The organism is Lutimonas saemankumensis (assembly GCF_020171465.1).
Taxonomy (GTDB): domain Bacteria; phylum Bacteroidota; class Bacteroidia; order Flavobacteriales; family Flavobacteriaceae; genus Lutimonas; species Lutimonas saemankumensis.
In genome coordinates, this window is the sequence record NZ_JAIUZR010000006.1 from 275,824 (window position 1) to 298,765 (window position 22,942).

Annotated in this window: 13 protein-coding genes; all 13 read left to right on the plus strand. The window is 40.0% G+C overall.

Features of this window, described 5'->3' with window-relative positions:
• Positions 1-13 precede the first annotated feature (13 nt).
• The 13 genes from LCM02_RS15500 to LCM02_RS15560 all read left to right on the plus strand — a co-directional run bounded on the left by LCM02_RS15500 (position 14) and on the right by LCM02_RS15560 (position 22,898).
• Positions 14-3,175 carry a hypothetical protein gene (locus tag LCM02_RS15500; protein ID WP_224932057.1) on the plus strand — a complete coding sequence of 1,054 codons (3,162 nt, stop codon included), beginning with the start codon at positions 14-16 and terminating at the stop codon, positions 3,173-3,175.
• An 11-nt stretch (positions 3,176-3,186) separates the two neighbouring features.
• Positions 3,187-4,821, plus strand: a complete 1,635-nt coding sequence (locus LCM02_RS15505) for a glycoside hydrolase family 16 protein (RefSeq protein ID WP_224932059.1) — start codon at positions 3,187-3,189, stop codon at positions 4,819-4,821.
• Positions 4,822-4,948: 127 nt separating this feature from the next.
• Positions 4,949-6,430: a glycoside hydrolase family 30 protein gene (locus LCM02_RS15510; protein WP_224932062.1), complete on the plus strand. Its 1,482-nt coding sequence runs from the start codon at positions 4,949-4,951 to the stop codon at positions 6,428-6,430.
• A 39-nt stretch (positions 6,431-6,469) separates the two neighbouring features.
• Positions 6,470-7,981, plus strand: a complete 1,512-nt coding sequence (locus LCM02_RS15515; protein WP_224932064.1) for a sugar porter family MFS transporter — start codon at positions 6,470-6,472, stop codon at positions 7,979-7,981.
• Between the two features lie 66 nt (positions 7,982-8,047).
• Positions 8,048-11,506, plus strand: a complete 3,459-nt coding sequence (locus LCM02_RS15520) for a hypothetical protein (RefSeq protein ID WP_224932066.1) — start codon at positions 8,048-8,050, stop codon at positions 11,504-11,506.
• 8 nt (positions 11,507-11,514) lie between these two features.
• Entirely contained in the window at positions 11,515-12,801 is a 1,287-nt protein-coding gene (locus LCM02_RS15525; RefSeq protein WP_224932068.1) for a glycoside hydrolase family 17 protein, read from the plus strand.
• Positions 12,802-13,827 carry a glycoside hydrolase family 2 TIM barrel-domain containing protein gene (locus LCM02_RS15530; RefSeq protein WP_224932070.1) on the plus strand — a complete coding sequence of 342 codons (1,026 nt, stop codon included), beginning with the start codon at positions 12,802-12,804 and terminating at the stop codon, positions 13,825-13,827.
• Positions 13,828-13,870: 43 nt separating this feature from the next.
• A complete protein-coding gene (locus tag LCM02_RS15535; RefSeq protein WP_224932072.1) occupies positions 13,871-15,370 on the plus strand; it encodes a glycoside hydrolase family 30 protein in 1,500 nt (499 codons plus the stop codon).
• A 35-nt stretch (positions 15,371-15,405) separates the two neighbouring features.
• Positions 15,406-17,751, plus strand: a complete 2,346-nt coding sequence (locus LCM02_RS15540) for an MFS transporter (RefSeq protein ID WP_224932074.1) — start codon at positions 15,406-15,408, stop codon at positions 17,749-17,751.
• Between the two features lie 2 nt (positions 17,752-17,753).
• Positions 17,754-18,641: a glycoside hydrolase family 17 protein gene (locus tag LCM02_RS15545; protein ID WP_224932076.1), complete on the plus strand. Its 888-nt coding sequence runs from the start codon at positions 17,754-17,756 to the stop codon at positions 18,639-18,641.
• Between the two features lie 40 nt (positions 18,642-18,681).
• Positions 18,682-19,611, plus strand: coding sequence for a glycosyl hydrolase family 17 protein (locus tag LCM02_RS15550; protein WP_224932078.1), 930 nt, complete (start codon positions 18,682-18,684; stop codon positions 19,609-19,611).
• Positions 19,612-19,814: 203 nt separating this feature from the next.
• Positions 19,815-21,320 (plus strand): CotH kinase family protein, encoded by a 1,506-nt coding sequence (locus LCM02_RS15555; protein ID WP_224932080.1) that lies wholly within the window; start codon positions 19,815-19,817, stop codon positions 21,318-21,320.
• Between the two features lie 120 nt (positions 21,321-21,440).
• Positions 21,441-22,898, plus strand: coding sequence for a sugar porter family MFS transporter (locus tag LCM02_RS15560; RefSeq protein ID WP_224932082.1), 1,458 nt, complete (start codon positions 21,441-21,443; stop codon positions 22,896-22,898).
• The last annotated feature ends 44 nt before the right edge of the window (positions 22,899-22,942 follow it).

A 22,942-nucleotide genomic window follows, 5' to 3' on the forward strand; every position in this document is an offset into this window, starting at 1 on the left:
AAATAGTAAAAAGATGAAATATTTAAAGGCAATTTTAGTATTAATTATTTTTGGAGCGACCTTTGTTGCTTGTGAAAAGAATGAGGTTTCCTATGCTTTTCAGGAAATATCTGCTCCAACAAAAGTAACAGCTGTTTTTGATATCGCTCAAGACGATTCAGGAACAGTAGTTGTAACCCCATCCGGAGAAGGAGCTCAATCCTTCAATGTTTATTTTGGTGATGTGGAGGATGAAGAACCTGAGGTAGTTACCCCGGGAGGATCATTAGAACACGTTTATGGAGAAGGTGAGTATCAGGTACGTGTAGTAGGTGTGGGGTCAACGGCCCTTACCAGTGAGTTTACCCAGGTTATCACGATCTCTTTCAGTGCACCCGAAAATTTAGAAGTTACCATTGATCAGAGTGATCCGAATCCGAAACTGGTTAAAGTAAGTGCCAAAGCTGATAATGCAACGATGTTCGATGTTTATTTTGGCGACGTTGAAGATGAAGAACCCACTCCGTTAATGCCGGATGATGTTGCAGAGCATATTTATGCGGAAGCCGGTGATTATACAATTCGAGTGGTAGCCGTTGGGGCCGGATCAGAAACTTTGGAATATTCTGAAGAAATCACCATCGGAGATGCTGAAGGAGCAATGGAATTACCAATAACATTTGATGACCCAACAGTAAATTATGCATTCGGAACATTTAACGGTACCACCTTCGAAGTTGTTGATAACCCGGATGAGTCAGGTGCTAATGATACAGCTTCCAAAGTTGGTGCGATTACGAATTCAGGTGTAAACTGGGAAGGTATAGCTGCAACGTTGGGAACTCCGGTTGATTTTAGCGGAGACAATAAAACGATCATGATGAAATTCTGGTCAGACGTTGAACTACCTGTTTTGTTAAAATTTGAAGACGGGGTGGATGACGCTAGACAAACTGAAGTTACAGCTACTCACGGTGGTACTGGATGGGAAACCTTGAGTTTTAATTTTGCTACGGATGCGATCAAGAGTTATATCGATGGAACCCAGGGAGCAGGTGAACCATTTGTTCCAACCGGTCAATACAACACCATAGTAATCTTTGTTGATGGCCCTGGCCAGGCAGCTGGTACATTCTATCTTGATGATATTGAGCAAGAAGCTCTTGAGTTAAATTGCGTCTCGGAAATGGATGAAAATATTGATCCTGCCAACGGAGATATCAACTGGACATTTAAAACAAAAGATTTTGATCATACATTTGAGCCATTTGGCAACATTGCTTCAGAAATCGTTGACAACCCAAATCCAACAGGCATTAATGAAAGCTGTAATGTACAGCAATATGTCAAAACAGCAGGATGTGAAACCTGGTCTGGCGTTGGAAAAGGATTGGCTAATGCCATCGATCTGACTACTTCTCCAAATAAAGTATTCAAGTTGATGGTATACGGTGAGGCCAAAACAACTACGGTTACCTTGCAGCTTGAATTTGAGCCATTCCCAAATACGGATCCTTTGGTAGCCATAAATCAGGAAATGACCAAAGTTGGGGAATGGGAAGAATTGACCTTTGATTTTTCAGAGCACACAGATAAAACTTTCAAAAGTATCATCGTATACTTCGACAGGGACAATACCTGCGATGACGCGGTTTATTATTTTGATAACTTAGTGCAAGTAGAAGGCGGTGGGTCCGGTCCTGCACCTCAGGATCCAACAGAAGCTGCTCCGGCACCTGTTGAGGACGAGGCGAATGTAACTTCTGTTTACAGTGACTCTTATACGGATGTGGCAGGAACAGACTTCTTCCCGGATTGGGGGCAGTCTACATCCTTTGAGGAAGTTGATTTTAATGGAAATAAAGCGATTAAATACACAAACCTGAACTATCAGGGTATTTCATTGGGAAGCCAGGTGGATGCCTCAGTTTATGAAACCATTCACATTGACGTATGGTCTAATGATTATACTTCTGTACCTTTCTTTTTGATCAGTGCAGGTTCGGGAGAAAAGAGTGTAGCATTAAACCTCAGCCCAAATCAATGGAACAGCATTGATATTCCACTATCAGAGTTCACTGATCAGGGACTGGCTATAAATGATATTTTCCAGTTCAAGTTTGATGTACAGCCTGATACAGGAGGAGCGATCTATATTGACAATATTTACTTTTATAAGTCAGGAGGAAGTGCGCCTAGCGGGCCAACAATGGCAGCACCTGTACCGGGTCAGGATGCATCAGATGTAACCTCTGTCTTTAGTGATGCCTACACCGATGTTGCGGGAACAGACTTTTTCCCGAACTGGGGGCAGTCTACCACTTACGAGCAGGTTGACTTAATGGGAGATGCGGCGATCAAATACTCAAACATGAATTATCAGGGGATAAGCCTTGGTGAAAACGTTGACGCATCAGTTTATCAGACCGTCCATATTGATGTTTGGTCAGATGATTATACCTCGGTTCCTTTCTACTTGATAAGCGCAGGATCCGGAGAAAAGAGCGTCGCCTTGAGTTTGACTCCAAATCAATGGAACAGTATTGATATTCCTTTATCTGAATTCACGGATCAGGGCTTAGCCGTAAATGATATTTTCCAGTTCAAGTTTGACGTACAGCCTGATAACGGAGGAACGATTTATATTGACAACCTTTATTTCCATGGAAAAGATTCAGGTGGTGCCGCGGGTAAACTGGAGTTGCCAATAAGTTTTGATGATCCAACAGTAACCTATGAGTTTGGAACTTTCAACGGGGCATCCTACGAAGTGGTTGATAACCCTGATCCTTCGGGAGCAAACCCAACAGTTTCCAAAGTTGGAGCCATCACGAATTCAGGTGGACCATGGGAAGGAGGACTTTTCAATCTGGAAACGGCAGTTGATTTCAGTGGATCGAATAAGACGATTACGATCAAATTCTGGTCCAACGTGGCAACGCCGCTGTTACTGAAATTTGAGGGTGGTGTAAATGGTGAAAGACAGAACGAGGTTGTCGCAAATCATGGAGGAACTGGATGGGAAACGATCAGTTTTGATTTTGCCTCAGATGCCATTAAAAGTTATATAGATGGATCACAAGGAGCAGGTGAACCCTTTGTCCCAACCGGACAATATGCGTCCTTGGTATTATTTGTAGATGGACCAGGAAACACAGCAGGGACATTTTATATGGATGATATAATTCAAGAATAAAAACACATAAAATGAAAAATATACTTTATTTATTTGCTGCATTTCTTTTTTTCGGCACCATTGTTTGGAGTTGTCAGGAAGAAGTACCCGAACTGGGAACCTTATATGTTCCCACAAACCTGGGGGTTTCGGTGGATATTCAATCGGACGGTTCAGGATTGGTGAACTTTCAGGCAAGTGCCACAGATGCGTTAAACTATCATTTCTATTTTGGGAACAGCCCATCTGAAGATCCTTTTGTTTCTTCTGATGGTAAGGCCTCAAATTTTTACAAAAAAACCGGAACAAACGACTATCTGGTAAAAATAGTAGCCTTTGGTGCCGGAGGTGTGTCTTCGAGTATAACTGAAGAGATTACTGTTTTTGTTGATTTTGAAGTGCCTTCTGAAATTATTAAGGCGCTTACCAACAACGGTTCTAAAGAATGGTACTGGAAACAAGATGTTTCGGGTCACCTTGGCGTAGGACCTCAGTTTAATGATGCTGGAGAAGTAGTTTCGGACCCGACATATTATGCTGCGGCACCCAATGAAAAAGAAGGGCTTTGCCTTTATGAGGATGTTCTAACTTTTACTGATAATGGTGACGGGACCTTTGGATATACTTTGGAAAACCAAGGAGATACATTCTTCCATACGGATGAAATACAGGATGCTGTTGGGGAACCAAGCCCGGGATATGACGCATGCTATGCTTATGACACTACCGGAAATAAAGATGTTCTTTTTAGCCCAACGGATTCAGGGGTAAATCCATCGACAGGTATAAATATGGAATTTACCAACGGAGGCTTCATGAGCTATTACCTAAATTCAAGTTCGTACGAAATTATGTATATCACGGATACTGAGATGAAAGTCAGGGTAATACAGAAAAGAAATGGCCTGGCTTGGTACCATATTTTTACCTCAGAGAAAACGGCTTCACCTGATCCTGAATTTACAGACCTGGTCTGGCAGGATGAGTTTGATACGGATGGAGCCCCTGCAGATGCCAACTGGAACTATGATATTGGAACCGGAAGCAATGGTTGGGGTAACTTTGAAGAGCAGTACTATACGGACCGTCCTGAAAATGTTATCGTTGCCGACGGAGTCTTGAAAATTACCGCCAGAAAAGAGAATTTTTCAGGAAAAGGATATACCTCAGCAAGGCTTAAGACGCAGGATAAATTTGATTTCACTTATGGAAGAGTTGATGTCAAAGCTAAGGTTGCAGGCGGAGGAGGTACCTGGCCCGCAATTTGGATGCTTGGGTCGAGTATAACCACTGTAGGCTGGCCAAAATGTGGCGAAATGGATATCATGGAATATGTAGGGAATAAACCGGGATACGTACAGAGTGCGATCCATACCCCTTCCAGTTCAGGTGCCACAGTAAATGTAAAATCAACAACAATCGAGAATGAAACCACTGAATTCCATGTGTATTCGGTAATCTGGTCAGAGGGCCAAATTAGTTTCCTTATTGATGATCAAAGATTCTATACCTATAAACCTGCAGAGCAGAATGATAGCACCTGGCCTTTTGATGCACCTCAGTTCCTAATTCTGAATGTGGCTATGGGAGGTAACTTAGGTGGTGCTATTGATCCAAATTTTACTGAATCTACCATGGAGATTGATTATGTAAGAGTGTATCAGTAATTTAGTTATTAAGCAAAAACGCAAGTAATGGGGACTTGCGTTTTTTTTTATCAAGCATTGTCAAATTAAGACTAAATAAACTTGTCAGTTTATATTATTTTTACATGAATTTTAAAGAAATTAGGACATGATAAATAAAAAAATAGTACTGATTCTTGTATTTTGTTCCCTGGTTATTGGCTCCCTGATAACTGGTTTTTCAGGGGAAACTGGTATCAATAAGTCTGAAGTGTTAAATTTCTCAAATACAAAAGTTTACACAACGGCTCACGGTACTGAATTTAATCTCAAGGAAACAGGAGAAGTTGAATTCGGGAAGTTTAAACAACCTCTTGAAACGGAAGCCTCGATTTTGGTGAATACAGATCGATTACATCAAACGTTCGTAGGTATTGGAGCTGCATTGACTGATGCTTCAGCAGAAACTTTTTACAAGCTGGACAAAGATCAACAGGATCTTTTTATGGAGGCTTATTACAGTATTGACAAAGGAATTGGATATTCTTTAGGAAGAACGATTATTCATAGTTGTGATTTTTCATCAGGTAGCTATACCTATGTTGAAGAAGGGGATGCAGATTTAAAAACCTTCAACATTGATCACGACCGTCAATTCAGATTGCCATTTACGAAAAAAGCCATTGAAGCTGCCGGTGGAGAATTACTGATGTATGCAAGTCCCTGGAGCCCTCCTGCCTTTATGAAGACCAACGGAAATATGCTACAAGGAGGTAAATTGAAGCCTGAGTATTATCAGTCGTGGGCCAATTATTACGTGAAATTTATAGAGGCTTATGAAAAAGAAGGAGTTCCAATTTGGGGCTTGAGCATTCAAAATGAGCCCATGGCAACACAAAGATGGGAGTCATGTATTTATTCGGCGGAAGAGGAGAGAGATTTTTTGAAGAATTTTTTGGGCCCCACGCTTGAAAAATCAGGAATGGGAGATAAGAAAGTAATCGTTTGGGATCACAACCGAGATTTGCTTTTTGAAAGAGCCAATGTGATCCTAAGTGACCCTGAAGCCAATAAATATGTTTGGGGAACCGGGTTTCACTGGTATGAAGACTGGAAAGACGGGACACCAATGTTTAAGAATGTGGCGGGTGTTAATGATGCATATCCGGATAAAAAACTTATCTTCACAGAAGGATGTAACGAAGGTTATAATATCGAGCGGCTCGAGAAGGACGATCCGACCCTGGCAGAAAGGTATGGCAAAGCCATGATAAACGATTTTAACAACGGAACGGTAGCCTGGACAGACTGGAATATTTTACTGGATGAAACAGGAGGGCCAAATCATGTTCAAAATTTGTGTTTTGCCCCGGTCCATGGTAATACGAAAACGGGAAAACTCATGTTTACCAGGTCGTTCTATTATATCGGGCATTTTTCGAAATTTATCAGGCCGGGAGCAAGAAGAATTTCTACCGGTACAACGGCCAATCATTTGAGTGCCACTTCCTTTTTGAACAAGGATGGAAGTGTTGTAGTTGTGGCCATGAATACCAGTGATAAAGAGTTGAATTATATGTTGAGTATTGACAATAAAACAGCAGAACTGAGTATGCCGGCACATGCCATTCAGAGCATTATCCTAAAATAGTTTAAGAAATAAAAAATCAATGAACCAATCCTTTCATCTATGAATAAATCCTACACACTTTTCATTAGTTTTATTGTTGCTCTTGGTGGCTTTCTTCTTGGATTTGACAGTGCTGTAATTTCCGGAGCAGTTAGCGGAATTCGAACCTATTTTGAAATGTCCGACTGGGAACTGGGATTTTCAGTGGGCTGTGTGATTTTTGGCGCCATGGCGGGTAACATTGTTGCCGGACCAATGAGTGATAAATTTGGAAGAAAAAAGGTGCTGCTGGTAACCGCGATGCTATTTACTATATCGGCTTTATGGTCAGCACTGGCAACCACATATGTCGCATTTGTTACGGCAAGAATTATCGGAGGTATAGGAATAGGAGGTGCCATCCTTATAGCACCAATTTATATTGCGGAGATAGCTCCTCCAAAACTAAGAGGAAGCCTGGTTTCATTGAATCAGCTGAATATTGTGGTGGGTATATCGGTAGCTTACTTTTCCAATTATTTTCTTAAAGATTTGCAGGGTGAGAGCTGGAGATGGATGCTAGGGGTCGAGGTTATACCGGCTTTCCTCTATTTTGTTGCTCTTTTTGCTGTTCCCAGAAGCCCCAGATGGCTTATTCAGAAATTGAATCTTGTTGAGGTGGCCAGAAAAATATTGATAAAGATTGGCGGGAAGGAGTATGCAGATATAACCGTCGATGAAATTCAAAGAGGGGTTGCCAAAAAAGAAAAAGCCGGGACACTCAGGGAATTGTTCAGCAGCCGGATGGCAACTATTATGACCATAGCTTTTGGAATTGCTTTTTTTCAACAGATAACAGGTATTAACGCAATCTTTTATTATGCACCTACCATATTTGAACAGGCAGGTGGAAGTACCGACAGTTCGTTTTTACAGGCCATCGTTGTAGGCCTGACAAACCTGGTGTTCACTTTGGTGGCTATTCGGTTAATTGACAAGTTAGGTAGGAAACCACTCCTGATTATTGGTACAGGGGCCATGACAGTAGCCTTGTCAATGGCCACAATGGCTTTTAATAACGCCACCTATGATATCAATGAAGAGACCTTGTCAACAATCCAAAACGAAGAGATGAGAACGGCGATGAGTGAATTATCAGGTAATACCTACTATTCTCAAAAAGAGATTTTTGCAGCTGTTACGCCAGTGCTGAATCAAGACCAGCTATTTAGTTTCAAAAGAAATGAAGTAAAAGGGTTTATCAGTATTAATGCAACTTTGGTTTTGATAGCAATCTTGCTGTATGTTGCAGCATTTGCGATTTCATTGGGGCCTGTCATGTGGACCTTATTGTCGGAGATTTTCCCAGGCCACATCAAAGGAATTGCAATTTCGGTAGTTGGTTTCTTCAATTCATTGGTGAGTTATACGGTTACGCAGTTTTTCCCATGGGAGCTGACCAATCTGGGGCCAACATGGACCTTTGCCATCTATGCGATCATGGCGGCTCTTTCATTACTGTTTGTAATGAAATTTGTCATCGAAACCAAAGGGAAAAGCCTGGAAGAAGTAGAAGAATTATTGATTAGCTGAAAGAAAATTAATTAACATAAACCTCGAGATAATGGTACAGCTTGATGTGCCGTAAAAACAGGAATAATGAGTAAGAATCAGATTTATTTAGGAGAGACGGAAACATCGTTTGAAGCAAAAGAAGTTACGGGAAAGTTAATTTCTTTCGAAAATGAAAATTACTATAAAATAGAGAACAGCGATGCAATGAGGCCTTTTTTCATGAGCATTGTGAGCGATTCAAATCACTGGATGTTCATTTCCAGCAATGGAGGGCTTTCTGCCGGAAGGAAGGATAGTGAATCATCGTTATTTCCCTATTATACTGATGATAAAATTACAGAATCCGCTGATATCACCGGAAGCAAAACCTTATTACAGGTGCATAAAGGTGAAAAGACCTATCTGTGGGAACCATTTTCTGATCGATTCTCAGGAATTTATAAAGTTCATCGTAACCTGTATAAGAATAGTTACGGGAACAAAGTCCTTTTTGAAGAAATCAATGAAGACCTGGGCCTTACATTCCGATACCAGTGGAACTCAAGTAACCGATTTGGTTTTGTAAGAAAATCAAGTCTGATCAATAATTCTTCATCTGCGATTGAAACAACGGTTCTTGATGGTATTCAGAACATTTTACCCTATGGCGTTAATGAAGGATTACAGAACAGCCGAAGTAATTTGGTGGACGCTTATAAAAAGTGTGAACTCGAGGCTGATGTGGGAATCGGGATTTATGCCCTCAGTGCTATTATTGTTGATAAGGCAGAACCAAGTGAAGCCTTAAAGGCCACCACGGTTTGGTCAGTGGGGACGGAGAACCCAACCTACCTGCTTTCGTCTTTACAGGTAGACAATTTTAGAAGGGGCAAAGAGATTACCCAGGAAGTAGATATTAAAGCCGAAAAGGGAGCCTATCTGGTATGTCAGAACCTGGTTGTCGAGCCTGACTCTGAGAAGAACTGGATGTTGGTGGCCAATGTAAATCAATCCATGCTTGACGTAAGCGACATTGCTCAGATGCTAAAATCAGACGAGGACCTTGAGTCCGTGGTTCAGGAAGATATTGAGCTGGGATCGAAAAACTTACTGGAGTTGAATGCGGCCTCTGATGCCTTGCAGCTAACGGCGGATAAATTGATGAATACAAGGCACTTTGCCAATACGCTTTTCAATATTATGCGTGGAGGTATCTTTGATGATGGCTACCAGATTGAAAAGTGGGATTTTGTTAAATATCTGGAAATAGCCAATAAAAAAGTATTCAAGAAAAAGGAAACGCTTCTCGCCAATCTACCCGATAAATTCACCTTAAGTCATTTAAAGGGACTGGCTCAAAATGATGACGATAAAAATTTCAAAAGGCTGGCAACGGAGTATATGCCTTTAAAATTCAGTAGAAGGCATGGGGACCCCAGCAGGCCCTGGAACAGATTTTCGATCAATACTACAAGTGAACTGGATGGTTCCAAAATATTGGATTACGAGGGGAACTGGAGGGATATCTTTCAAAACTGGGAAGCGCTTGCGCATTCCTATCCTGAGTTTATCGAGAGCATGATCCATAAATTTTTAAACGCCACAACTTTTGATGGTTACAATCCTTATCGGGTTACAAAAGACGGATTTGACTGGGAGACCATTGAGCCGGATGATCCATGGTCTTATATTGGATACTGGGGCGATCATCAGATCATCTATTTACTGAAGTTCCTGGAATTCATTGAAGATCACTACCCAAATCAACTGGGCAGCTATTTTCAAAAGGATTTTTTCGTTTATGCCAATGTACCTTACAGAATCAAGAGTTACGAGGATATTTTAAAAAACCCAAAGGATACCATTGATTTTGATCATGATTCTGATCAGAGAATCGCACAGAAAAGAATTGAATTAGGAGCGGACGGAGCCTTGTTGAGAGATAAGAATTTCTTCATTTACAAAGTAAATCTCATTGAGAAATTACTGGCAACCGTTCTGGCTAAATTATCCAATTTTATTCCCGAAGGAGGGATATGGATGAATACCCAGCGGCCCGAATGGAACGATGCCAATAATGCGCTTGTTGGGAACGGTGTGTCCATGGTAACCTTGTATTATTTAAGGCGATTTCTGAATTTCTTTGAAGGAATTGTAGAAAAAGTTGCTGACGGAGATAATGAAGTCTCCATTGAACTTGCAGAATTTTTTAATAAAGTACACGCAACGTTCATTGAGAATAAAGGAATTCTTGCCGGAAAAGTATCAGATAAGGAAAGAAAGGTTGTCTTAGACGGATTGGGTCATGCAGGCAGTGATTATCGTCTAGGGATTTACGAAAATGGATTTTCAAGTGATAAGGGTGCAATTTCTAAAAAGGATCTCTTGAGTTTTCTTGAGATCTCAAAAAAGTACCTGGAGCATTCTATCGAGGCAAACAGGAGAAGCGACAAGCTTTATCACGCCTATAATCTAATGACTGTTGAAAACGATGAAGAGGTTTCTATTTCTTATCTGCCTGAAATGTTAGAGGGTCAGGTGGCGGTCTTAAGTTCAGGCTACATCTCTGGTAAAGAATCGCTTGAACTCTTAAATGCCTTAAAAAGCAGTGCCCTGTTTAGAGAGGACCAGTACAGTTATATTCTTTACCCTGATAAAGAATTGCCTCGATTTGATGTGAAAAACAATATTGATAGTGACAGGGTCAAGGAATCAGCCCTGTTGACAAAATTATTGGCAGATGACAACAGACAAGTCATTGAAAAAGATATTCAGGGCGTATGTCACTTTAACGGAACTTTCAATAATGCTGACAGTTTGAAAAAAGCATTGTCTGAGCTGCCTGAAAGCTATTCCGTTTTAGTTGAAAAGGACACCCAATTGGTACTTGATATTTTTGAAGACATCTTTGACCACAAATCCTTTACAGGAAGATCAGGAACTTTCTTTGGTTATGAAGGATTAGGTTCAATATACTGGCACATGGTTTCCAAGCTGGTACTGAGTATCCAGGAAACCTGTCTTGCGGCTATTGAAGAAGGGCTTGATGATGTTACCATTGGGAAGCTTCTCGAACACTATTATGAGGCGAGTGAAGGTATTGGAGTCCATAAATCACCGGAACTTTATGGTGCCTTTCCTACGGATCCCTATTCACATACGCCTGCAACCAAAGGTGCGCAGCAGCCGGGAATGACAGGACAGGTCAAGGAGGATATTTTAAGTCGCTTTGGAGAGTTAGGTGTATTTGTCAGACAAGGAGAAATATACTTTGAACCTAACCTGTTGAGAAAGGAAGAGTTTTTGCGAAATCGGCAAACTTTCAGTTATGTTTCTATAGACAAAGAGTTAAAGGAAATAGAGGTAGATAAAAACTCCCTATGTTTTACCTATTGTCAAACACCTGTAATCTATAAGTTAGATAGCGAAGAAGGTTTACAATTGATATTTAATAAGGGCAAGGAAGTTAAATCTTCTGAATTGAAACTGGACGCGGATACGAGTAAAAAGTTATTTCAAAGAACCGGAGAGATTCATCAGATTATAGTTTCCATTAAAAAATAGATGACATCATGAAAAACTATTTGAAAAGTTTAGTCGCATTACTGGTCATTTTGATGCTAGTGTCATGCGGAAAAAATTCTAAAAAAGAAGAGCAATCAGAGAACAATGAAAATCATATGACGACATCAAAAGAACTTACAGCAGCTGATATACTGGGAAATCCAAAATATCTGGCCATGTCTTACGGAGGATATCGATACGCGGATCATGATATTGAACCAACAATCGATGAGCTTAAGGAGGATATGAAAATATTATCCGCAATGGGAATCGGGATTGTTCGGACCTACAAAGTTCATTTGCCACAAGCTGCCAATTTACTTCAGGCGATCACTGAGTTAAAAGAGGAAGATGAAAATTTTGAGATGTACGTTATGTTAGGGATTTGGATCGATTGTAAAAATGCATGGACGGACAAGGAGCCGGATCACACTGTTGAAAGTGAAGCCAACAAGCCTCAGGTTGAAGAGGCCGTAAGGTTAGCCAATAAATACCCCGATATAGTAAAGGTAATGGCTGTTGGGAATGAGGCCATGGTTCATTGGGCGGCAACTTATTTTGTTCAGCCTTCTGTTATTTTAAAATGGGTTAATTATTTACAGGACCTTAAAAAATCTGGTAAACTTCCAAAAGATATGTGGATTACAAGTTCTGATGACTTTTCTTCCTGGGGTGGAGGCGGAGCTGAATACCACACGGAGGATCTTGAAAAATTATATCATGTTGTAGACTATGTGTCCATGCACACCTATCCTTATCACAACACGCATTACAACCCAGAATTCTGGATCATTGAAGACGATGAGAAATTAACGGAAATTGAAAAAATTGATGCAGCGATGCTTAGAGCCAGGGATTTTGCAAAGAAGCAGTATGACAGCGTTGCCGGGTACATGAAAAGCATTGGGGTAAATAAACCTATTCATATTGGTGAGACAGGCTGGGCAACGGTATCTGACGGTTTTTATGGAGATGACGGGTCAAGAGCAACAGATGAATACAAAGAAGGTACGTACTATAAGCTCATGAGAGATTGGACGAACAAGGAAGGTATATCTTGCTTCTATTTCGAAGCTTTTAATGAACCCTGGAAAGATTCAAAAAACCCAATGGGCTCAGAAAATCATTTTGGATTGATGACCGTTGAAGGGGTCGCAAAGTATGCCATCTGGGATCATGTAGATGCCGGTACCTTTAAAGGCTTGTCCCGAGGAGGGAATCCTATAACAAAATCTTTTGGAGGTGATAAGGAAGACTTGATGAAAACAGTTTCAGCGCCACCAACAACTGAGTAAATGAAAAAAAATATTCTATTTATACTGTTCTTAACTGTAATTGGAATTGCAGGGGCAGTAGTTTCATGCAAAGTACCTGACGAGTTACAGGAAGTAACGGTATCAGGAAGAAGAATCATGGTCAACAATGAACCTTATATTATCAAAGGAATTTGTTATCATCCTGTTCCAAAAGGAAGCGATCAAAGAAGTTTTCAAAGTTTATCCCGGGATCTTGAACTTATGAAGGAAGCGGGTATAAATACGATCAGGGTTTACGCACCGATTGATGACATTGAAGTTTTAAATGCTTTTGATGCTGCAGGTATAAAAGTTATTGTTGGATTTGGCTACAATCAGGATGGAAATTTTGACATTCTTTCCGGATCATTTATCGAATATGTGAATAAATACAAATCGCATAAGGCCATTTTATTATGGGAACTGGGTAATGAATACAATTATCATCCTGAATGGTTTGAAGGCGATCTGAAAAACTGGTACAGGGCAATGAATGAGGCTGCTGAATTGATCCATAAAAATGACCCTGACCATCCTGTGACAACAGCTCACGGGGAATTACCCGATGACCTGGCGCTTTCTTCCTGTCCGAACATTGATGTTTGGGGCATGAATGTTTATCGTTGGGATGATCCAAATGACATATTCTCTCAATGGGAAAAGATAAGTAATAAACCCATGTATTTGTCAGAAGCCGGAGGTGATAGTTATATGACGATTTCCAAGAGTGGATATGAGAAAGGTGTGAATGAAAAAGCTCAGGCTGGTGCAAATGCTAAAATTCTGGAAAGTGTTTTTAACCATATGGATGTAGGTTCTGGAGTCACACTATTTTCCTTTACTGATGGATGGTGGAAAGCCGGAAACAATGCCACGCAAGATATAGGTGGTTGGGCTCCAAACAGTACAGGGGTTCCCTATGACGGGACTCCAAACGAAGAATTTTGGGGGATTGTTGATATTGACAGAAATAAAAAAGAAACTTTTGAAATCGTAAAACAGAAGTATAACGAGTTATCAAAATAAGTATTTCTAATTAGCAATTCAGTGTTTAAGAGAGTAAGGTTTTATGAAACATAGTAATTATTTGATCTTGATTTTAGTTTTAGCCATAGCACAGGGATGTGAACCGAATGATAAGAGGCTTGAGGTAGTTGTCTATGAAACTTCCATTGCAGGAAAAAAACTTTCAAGAGTAACCGATTTTCCAGAAACGATTGGGCGAGAAACGTTAAAAATTGTACCTGAAGAAACCTATCAGACCATTACCGGTTTTGGAGGGGCCTTTACAGAAGCTTCGGCCTACTTGTTGAATAAAATGGGAAAGGAGAATCGCAAGAAAATAATCGATGCGTATTTTAGTCAAGAGGGAGCTAACTATTCTCTGACAAGAACACATATGAATTCTTGTGATTTTTCTTTAAATAATTATTCTTATGCCCCAATTGAAGGCGATAAAGAATTGGAACATTTTTCGATAGAAGAAGACATAGATGATCTGATTCCTTTTATTAAAGACGCTATGGAGGCCTCTGAAGATGGTTTCAAGATCTTTGCTTCCCCATGGACAGCACCCCCTTGGATGAAAGACAACAATGATTGGGTTGGTGGGAAATTATTACCCAAATACTATGATACCTGGGCCTTATTCTTCTCTAAATACGTTGATGCTTATAAGGAAGAGGGCATTGATATTTGGGGTTTCACGGTGGAAAACGAACCTCTTGGTAATGGAAACAATTGGGAGAGCATGCATTTTTTACCCGATGAAATGACATACTTTGTTGAGCATCATCTAGGTCCAAAATTAGAGGCGGATGGTAAGGGAGAACTCAAAATATTAGGATACGATCAAAACAGAGAACACTTAAAGGAATGGGTAGATTCTCAATATAAAAATGAGGAGAGCGCAAAATATTTTGATGGAACGGCCATACATTGGTATGCAAGTACTTTTGAAGTATTTCCCGAGGAGTTGCAATATGCCCATAAAAAGGCACCGGACAAGTTACTCATCCAATCTGAAGCCTGTATAGACGCTGAAGTTCCCGTTTGGAAAGATGATAAGTGGTATTTTGAAAAAGAAGCAACAGATTGGGGATGGGACTGGGCCCCGGAAAAGGACAAATATTTGCACCCAAAATATGCACCAGTTAATCGATATGCAAGGGATATTATAGGCTGTTTGAATAACTGGGTAGACGGTTGGGTAGACTGGAATATGGTACTTGACAAAAAAGGTGGGCCTAACTGGTTTAAAAACTGGTGTATTGCACCTGTGATTGTAGATCCGGAAAAGGATGAAGTGTATTTGACCCCACTTTATTACACCTTAAGTCACTTCAGCAAATTTATAAGGCCCGGAGCCACTCGAATTGGGTTTGAGAATTCTGATAGTTCACTGATGGTTACGGCTGCTCAGAATGAAGATGGCTCGATTGCTGTAATTGTTTTCAATGAAGACGATCAATCAAAGAGCTTTAACTTGTCCTTACATGGAAAAATAAAGACAATCAATATTGATAAACAAGCAATTCAAACAATATTGGTCGCAAATTTACAGGAGTAATATTCAAGAAGATTATTAATTAAAAACCAAATTTTATGTCTGCTATTACAAATAAGGTTCCCTTCGGTCAAAAATTGGCCTTTGGAGTTGGGATGTTTGCCAATCAAATGTTTCCTGCTATTCTTGGAATATTTATGGTCTCTTTGGTCCAATCTTTTGGATTTAGTGGATGGATGTGGTCTCTTGTTTATTTTTTCCCCAGAATTTTTGATGCCATAACTGATCCCATCATGGGTTTCATTTCTGATAATACGAAATCGAAATACGGAAGACGCAAACCCTATGTTTTTATTGGAGCAGTTTTAATGGGCGTGGCATTCACAGTCATGTGGCAGATCTATTCAGATAATGCTTTGCAATATAATTTTTGGTATTTCTTTTTATGGTCCGTTGTTTTTTATTTAGGGCTAACCTTTTTTAGTGTACCCTATGTCGCTATGGGCTATGAAATGAGTAATGACTTTCACGAAAGAACAAATATCATGGCTGTTGCTCAGTGGATCGGTCAATGGGCATGGGTCATCGCTCCATGGTTTTGGGTAATCATGGATGATCCGGACTGGTTCACATCTCAAGAGGTTGCGATTCGTGAATTGGCTGCATGGGTTGCCGTACCTTGTGCAATTGCCGCGATGATACCGGCTATATTCATTAAGAGTAAGTCCACACTCGATGAGAATTATGAGCCGCTGAATACCTCTAACATAGGAGGAAGTCTTTTGAAAATCCTGCAAAGCTTTGTAGATGCTTTTAAAATAGCAGAGTTTAGAAAGATATGCGGTGCAACGTTTTTGATTTTTAATGCATTTAATACGGTAGCTGCCCTCACTTATTTTGTAATAGTCTATAAATTGTTTAATGGTGATGCTGCTGCCACTGGAATCTGGGTTGCCTTGTTTGGCTGTATCGGGGCATTGGGGACAACCTTTATCGTCATTCCGGCGGTTACCAGGATGTCCAAAAAAATGGGAAAGATAAGGGCATTTATGTGGTCACAGGGGATTTCCCTCATAGGCTACACCATGATGTATTTTCTTTTTGTACCTGGTAAACCCTGGTTATATCTTTTCGCCTTGCCCTTTTTCTCTTTTGGAATTGGGAGTTTATTTACGATAATGATGTCAATGACAGCCGATGTAATTGATATTGACGAATTGAATTCAGGAAAAAGACGAGAAGGTATTTTTGGTGCCATTTATTGGTGGATGGTTAAGGTCGGTTTTGCGATTGCCGGAGCATTGAGTGGTATTATCATTGGTGTTGTAGGCTTCAATCCTGATTTAGCAACTACTGACCAGCAAGGGGCTGTTGATGGATTACACGCTTTCTTTTGCTTTTTTCCGGCGGTAGGAACCATCTTTGCAATGCTCATTATGAAGAGTTATGATGTAACAGAAGATCGTGCCAATGAAATTCGTGAGGAACTGGATCGTCGCAAATCGGACATAAACCCGGACCTGGATGCAAAATATCAAGGTGGGAAACTACTTTCTTTGGTATCAAAGGATTTGAAAGGCAGCGCCGGAACAGATATTGATTTTTCTGGAAAATCAAGTTCAGAAATAAAGAAACTGTATTTAGGTTCCTTAAAAAAAGGACTGCATGGATTATGTTTCAGTCCCTATGCAGAAGGACAGGATATTGGTGATATCTTGTCTGAAAACCAAATTCGTCATCGAATGGAGGTTATAGCGCCTTATACAAAATGGGTGCGCTCATTTTCCTGTACTGAAGGAAACGAATTCATTCCTGTAGCGGCTCGTGAAAAAGGGTTGAAAACCATGGCTGGAGCCTGGATCGAAGATAATGAGAAGGAAAATGATCTGGAAATTCAGGCCTTGATCGAACAGGCAAGAAACGGAAATGTCGACATGGCCGTAGTTGGTAACGAAGTATTGTTAAGAGGTGAGTTAAGTACCGAGGATATAATTGATTATATCAAATTGGTCAAAGAAGCCCTGCCGGGTATACCTGTTGGATACGTGGATGCTTATTATCAGTTTGTGCAGAACCAGGACCTCGTAGATGCCTGTGATGTAATTCTTGTGAATTGTTATCCATTTTGGGAAGGATGTCATATAGATCAATCTACGCAGTATTTGCAGGAGATGTACAAGGCGGTTAAGAAAGTTTCCAAAGGTAAACCGGTGATCATTTCTGAAACGGGTTGGCCAAGTGAGGGAAGTACAACGGGTGATGCTGTAGCTTCTCAAGGTAATGCGATAAAGTACTTTATAAATGTTCAGAGTTGGGCTAATAAGGAAGGAATAGAAATATATTATTTCTCTTCTTTCGATGAATCCTGGAAGGTTCATCATGAAGGTGATGTGGGTCAGCGCTGGGGAATATGGGATAAAAACGAAAAACTAAAAAATATTTAAAAATGTCAGGAAGAGCGGGAAAATTAAGGTCCTTAACAGGAATTGATTACGAAGATAAAACGCAAAAAGGATTACAGAATTTATTCAAAAGGCTATTAAAGAACGGAATGCATGGTCTTTGTTTTAGCCCTTATGAAGAGGGTCAGGAACCAGGAGATCAGATCACCGAGGAGCAGATAAGAAGAAGAATGAAAATCATTGCGCCTTACACAAAATGGATTCGATCGTTTTCATGTACCGATGGAAATGAGGCCATCCCCAGAATTGCCAGAGAATTTGGATTAAAGACCATGGTAGGTGCATGGTTGGGGGATGATCCTGAAATTAATAAAAAAGAAATCGCCAAATTAATAGAGCTTGGAAACGAGGGCTATGTGGACATAGCGGCAGTAGGTAATGAGGTGATGTACCGAAAAGATCTGTCAGAAGAAGAGTTACTGGAATTTATGTATCAGGTTAAAGAGGCCCTGCCAGAGATTCCTATGGGGTATGTAGATGCCTATTATGAATTCTCAAACAGACCAAGAATAACGGATGCATGTGATGTTATATTAGCCAATTGTTATCCGTTTTGGGAAGGCTGCCCTCTGGAATATTCATTGGTCTATATGAAAGAAATGTACAACCAGGCGGTGAGAGCAGCTAATGGTAAAAAGGTAATTATATCAGAAACGGGCTGGCCGACTATGGGAGCCAGCTTTGAAGGTTCACATCCTTCTTTTCACAATGCGGTAAAGTATTTTATCAATACACAGCAATGGTCGGCGGCCGACAATATCGAGGTTTTCTACTTCTCCTCATTTGACGAGTCATGGAAAGTGGGAGCAGAGGGTGATGTTGGAGCCTATTGGGGAATCTGGGATAAGGACGAAAAACTAAAAAAGTTTTAAACGATTCTTACCCTCTTACAATATTAACTAAACTCAATTCATGAATTATACAAAAGCTCTGAACATAGAGGCAGGAAATGCTATCTGTTATTCAGGATATAGAAAAGGACAATGGCCCGGGGGAAGCAGCCCCAGTTATGATGAAATCAAAGAGGATCTTTTGATACTTCAAAAAAACTGGAAATATCTCAGATTGTATGACTGCAATGAACATTCCGAAATGGTGTTGGAGGTGATTCGAAAGGAAAAGTTTGATTTTAAGGTAATGCTCGGTGCCTATATTGTGGCAGAAGCCAATAATTATGGTTGCCCCTGGGGAGGAACCTATTCAGAATCTAAATTAGAGGAGAACAAAAAGATCAATATAAAACTCATAAAAAAACTGATCCGGCTGGCAAATGAGTATCCTGATATCGTTTTTTCTCTTTCTGCCGGTAATGAGGCCTGTGTTGACTGGACGGATCATTTTGTTCCCGTTGAGAATGTTATAAACTATGTGAGGATGATAAAAAAAGAGGCAAAGCAGCCTGTTACTTTTTGTGAGAACTACCTTCCCTGGTTGGATAAAATGAAGGACCTCGCTGAAGAAGTAGATTTTATTTCCATCCATACCTATCCTGTCTGGGAATACAAAAGAATTCATGAAGCGATGGATTACACAGTGAGTAATTACCTGTCTGTGGCCAATGCCTATCCTCATAAGCCGGTTGTTATTACAGAAGCAGGATGGACTACTTTTTCAAACGGAAAAGGAATTTATCCGAGTAACGTAAATGAGGATTTTCAAAGGATTTATTATAACGACCTTGTGGAATGGAGTGAAAAAGAAAATGTTCTAACATTTGTGTTTGAGGCCTTTGACGAATCCTGGAAAGGTTCTGATGATATGCTTGAACCCGAAAAGCACTGGGGCCTTTTTACTGAAGACAGGAAGCCCAAAAAAGTAATGCAGGAGAATTTGGGTAACTGATTCAATTTTTCCTCGCGAATTTATCATAGACTACATTAGGGTATATCAATAGTTTCTTAGAAATCCGTTTCTTGAATGATAAATGTCAGACCTGAAATAAAAAAAACTTTCTATTTTTGGAAGGTTTGAATTTATTCAGGAACGAAATGACTTTCTAAATTCAGACAAGTTATTAGTAAATCACCTATAGAATATATATTGTTATGAAAAAATTATGGTCAGCAATTGTGATCATCTCCTTGATGGCACTTTCTTCATGTAATGACGATTCGCCTGTTATTGAACCCGAGGTCCAAGGCACAGAAATTACCCGATTTTCATTTTTAAAATCAAATAATCCGAACCTGGATAAAGACAGATACGCGACCATTGACAATGACTTGATTCAGGGGAGGCTGCCTCTTGGGGTCAACATTGAAAAGATGGTTGCCAGTTTTGATCATACAGGGCAAGAGGTCAAAGTTAATAATACGAGCCAGGTAAGTGGCGAAAGCATCAACGACTTTACTGAAATTCAACTCTATACGGTTTCCACAAAGGATGGGAAATCAGGTCAGTACGAGGTTGACATGACCTATTTTACAGGCCTGCCCATCATTTATATAGAGACTGAAAATAACCAGGAGATCGATTCCAAGGAAGATTATTTTGAAGGTACGATTTCCATAGATGGCGGACGTTATTTTTCGGATTTCTCTTCTGCTTCCATGAAGATACGTGGTCGTGGGAATTCAACCTGGATGCATCCCAAAAAACCCTTTCAAATGAAGTTTCCTGAAAAGACTGAAATGCTGGGGATGCCTGAGGATAAAAAATGGGTTTTCCTTGCTGAATTTTCTGATAAAACGCTAATTCGAAACACCATTGCCTTTGAAATGGGGTATTTGAGCGATTTGGATTATACCCCGGAAAGTGTATTTGCCGAAGTGGTGATCAATGGTGTTTATAACGGCACTTATAACATTTCTCAAAAAGTGGAAGAAAGTGATAATCGCGTGGTTTTGGGAGATACAGGATATTTGCTGGAAATTGATCAGTTGGAAAGGCTGGATCCTGATGATGTTTATTTTAGAACCGATAGATTTTTAATCAACATAAAGGAACCTGACACGGAGTACAATAGTGACACCTATAATTATGCCAGAGATTTGATCAATGAATTTGAGGATGTTTTGATGGGACCTGGGTTTGCAGACCCAGATTCCGGATATTCCAAATATATCGATATTGATAGTTTTATTGACTGGTATCTCATCAGTGAAATTGTAAAAAATCAGGATTCAAGGAGTTTTTCAAGTATTTTTCTCAATGTAATTCCGGGAGAAAAGATAAAAATGGGCCCACTCTGGGATTTTGACCTGGCATTTGGGAATGTTGACTATTCTGAATGTGAGCATCCAACAGGTTTTTGGGTGAAAGATCATGACTGGTATGCACGCCTTTTTGAAGATCCTGTATTTGTGGAGAAAGTGAAGTCAAGATTTCAGTATTACAGGGAGAATCAAAATTTTATTCTCGATAAAATGGATTTTTATGCCACCCAGTTGAAATGGTCACAGTATGAAAATGATGAAAAATGGGATCTCTTTGGAAGATATGTATGGCCAAATCCAGTAGTCCATGATTCGCATCATGCAGAAGTTGCTCATTTGAAAGCATGGTACAGGGAAAGAATGGACTGGCTTGATGCCGCATATGGCGCAATGTAACAAATCGGAAAGCTCACTCATAGATGCACCTAATAAACTTCAAAAACTCATCAAGTACTATAATTAATCAAAAATAACTTCTATCTTGCTGAGCAAATTTTTTAAAATCACTTCAAAATTATGGGACAAACTAGCACAAAAAGAATCAATATTTATTTTGTAACCATTGTAATTACCCTTGGGGGATTGCTTTTTGGTTATGATACCGGGGTAATCAATGGAACTCAATTTTATTTTTCAAAATATTTTGAATTAACAGGCTGGTTGAAGGGTTTTATAGTGAGTAGCGCTTTATTGGGAGCTTTGTTGGGGGCGGCATCAGCAGGAATAATCAGTAAAGCCATAGGAAGAAAAAAGTCGTTGATTATAGCCGCTATATTTTTCGCTGTTTCGGCGTGGGGGTCCGGATTACCTGAAATGTTGCCTGAATCTATGGCCCTGATGGTATTTTTTAGAATTCTTGGAGGTATCGCCATTGGTATGGCCTCGATGAACGCGCCCATGTACATTGCGGAAATATCTCCTGCCGAAAACAGAGGAACCCTTGTCACTTATTATCAAATGGCCGTAGTAATAGGATTTTTCGTTGTATTCCTTGTAACCTATTTCATTGGTAACGGATTAACGGAACAACAAAATATTGATTACGGATGGAGGTATATGTTCTGGTCAGAACTTGTTCCTGCTCTTGCGTTTCTGCTGTTGCTTTTTATGGTCCCTAAAAGTCCAAGATGGTTAATGATTAAGGGAAAGGAAGAAGAGGCTAAAAATGTTTTGGTAGCTATTCACGGTCAGGAAACCGCCGATAGAGAATTTGTTGAGATCAAAGAGTCGATTGAAAAGGAAGGTTCAATTGAAAAAGTTTCAATTTTCAAGAAATCTTTGTTCCCTATTGTAATTATCGGGACGGTACTATCCATATTGCAACAATTCACAGGAATAAATGCGGTACTTTATTACGGAGCTGATATTTTTGAACAGGCCCTTGGTTTTGGAAAAGAAGATATCTTATTACAGCAAATTCTGTTGGCAACGGTAAACTTACTGTTTACCTTCATAGCCATGTTCACGGTTGATAAACTGGGAAGAAAGCCACTTCTGATCATTGGAGGTGTTGGAATGCTAGTAGGTTTCCTCATCATGGGATTCACCCTTTATATGAGTGATTATTCACAGGTCAATTCTGCAGGATTACCTACCATATCCAGTGCGGAAGGTATTTTGTGCCTTGTGGGCATCTTGTTATTTATAGGTTCTTTTGCGATGTCCATGGGACCAATTGTTTGGGTATTGTTATCTGAGATTTTCCCTAATAGTATAAGAAGTACTGCAATGGCTATTGCCGTGGCCGCTCAATGGCTGGCAAATTACTTCGTTTCTCAGACCTTCCCGATTGTGGTTGAAAGCGATGCCAATAAACTTATCATGGACGGAGGTACATGGAATAATTCCTTGCCTTACTTTATTTTTTCAGCCTTCATCATATTCATCATATTCTTTACATGGAAATGGATTCCTGAAACAAAAGGGAAGACCCTGGAAGAAATGGAAGCCATATTTAATAAAGGAAAAAGCTAAAAGAGCGTATTTAATACGAGCTTAACTCTCTTAATATAGATTGT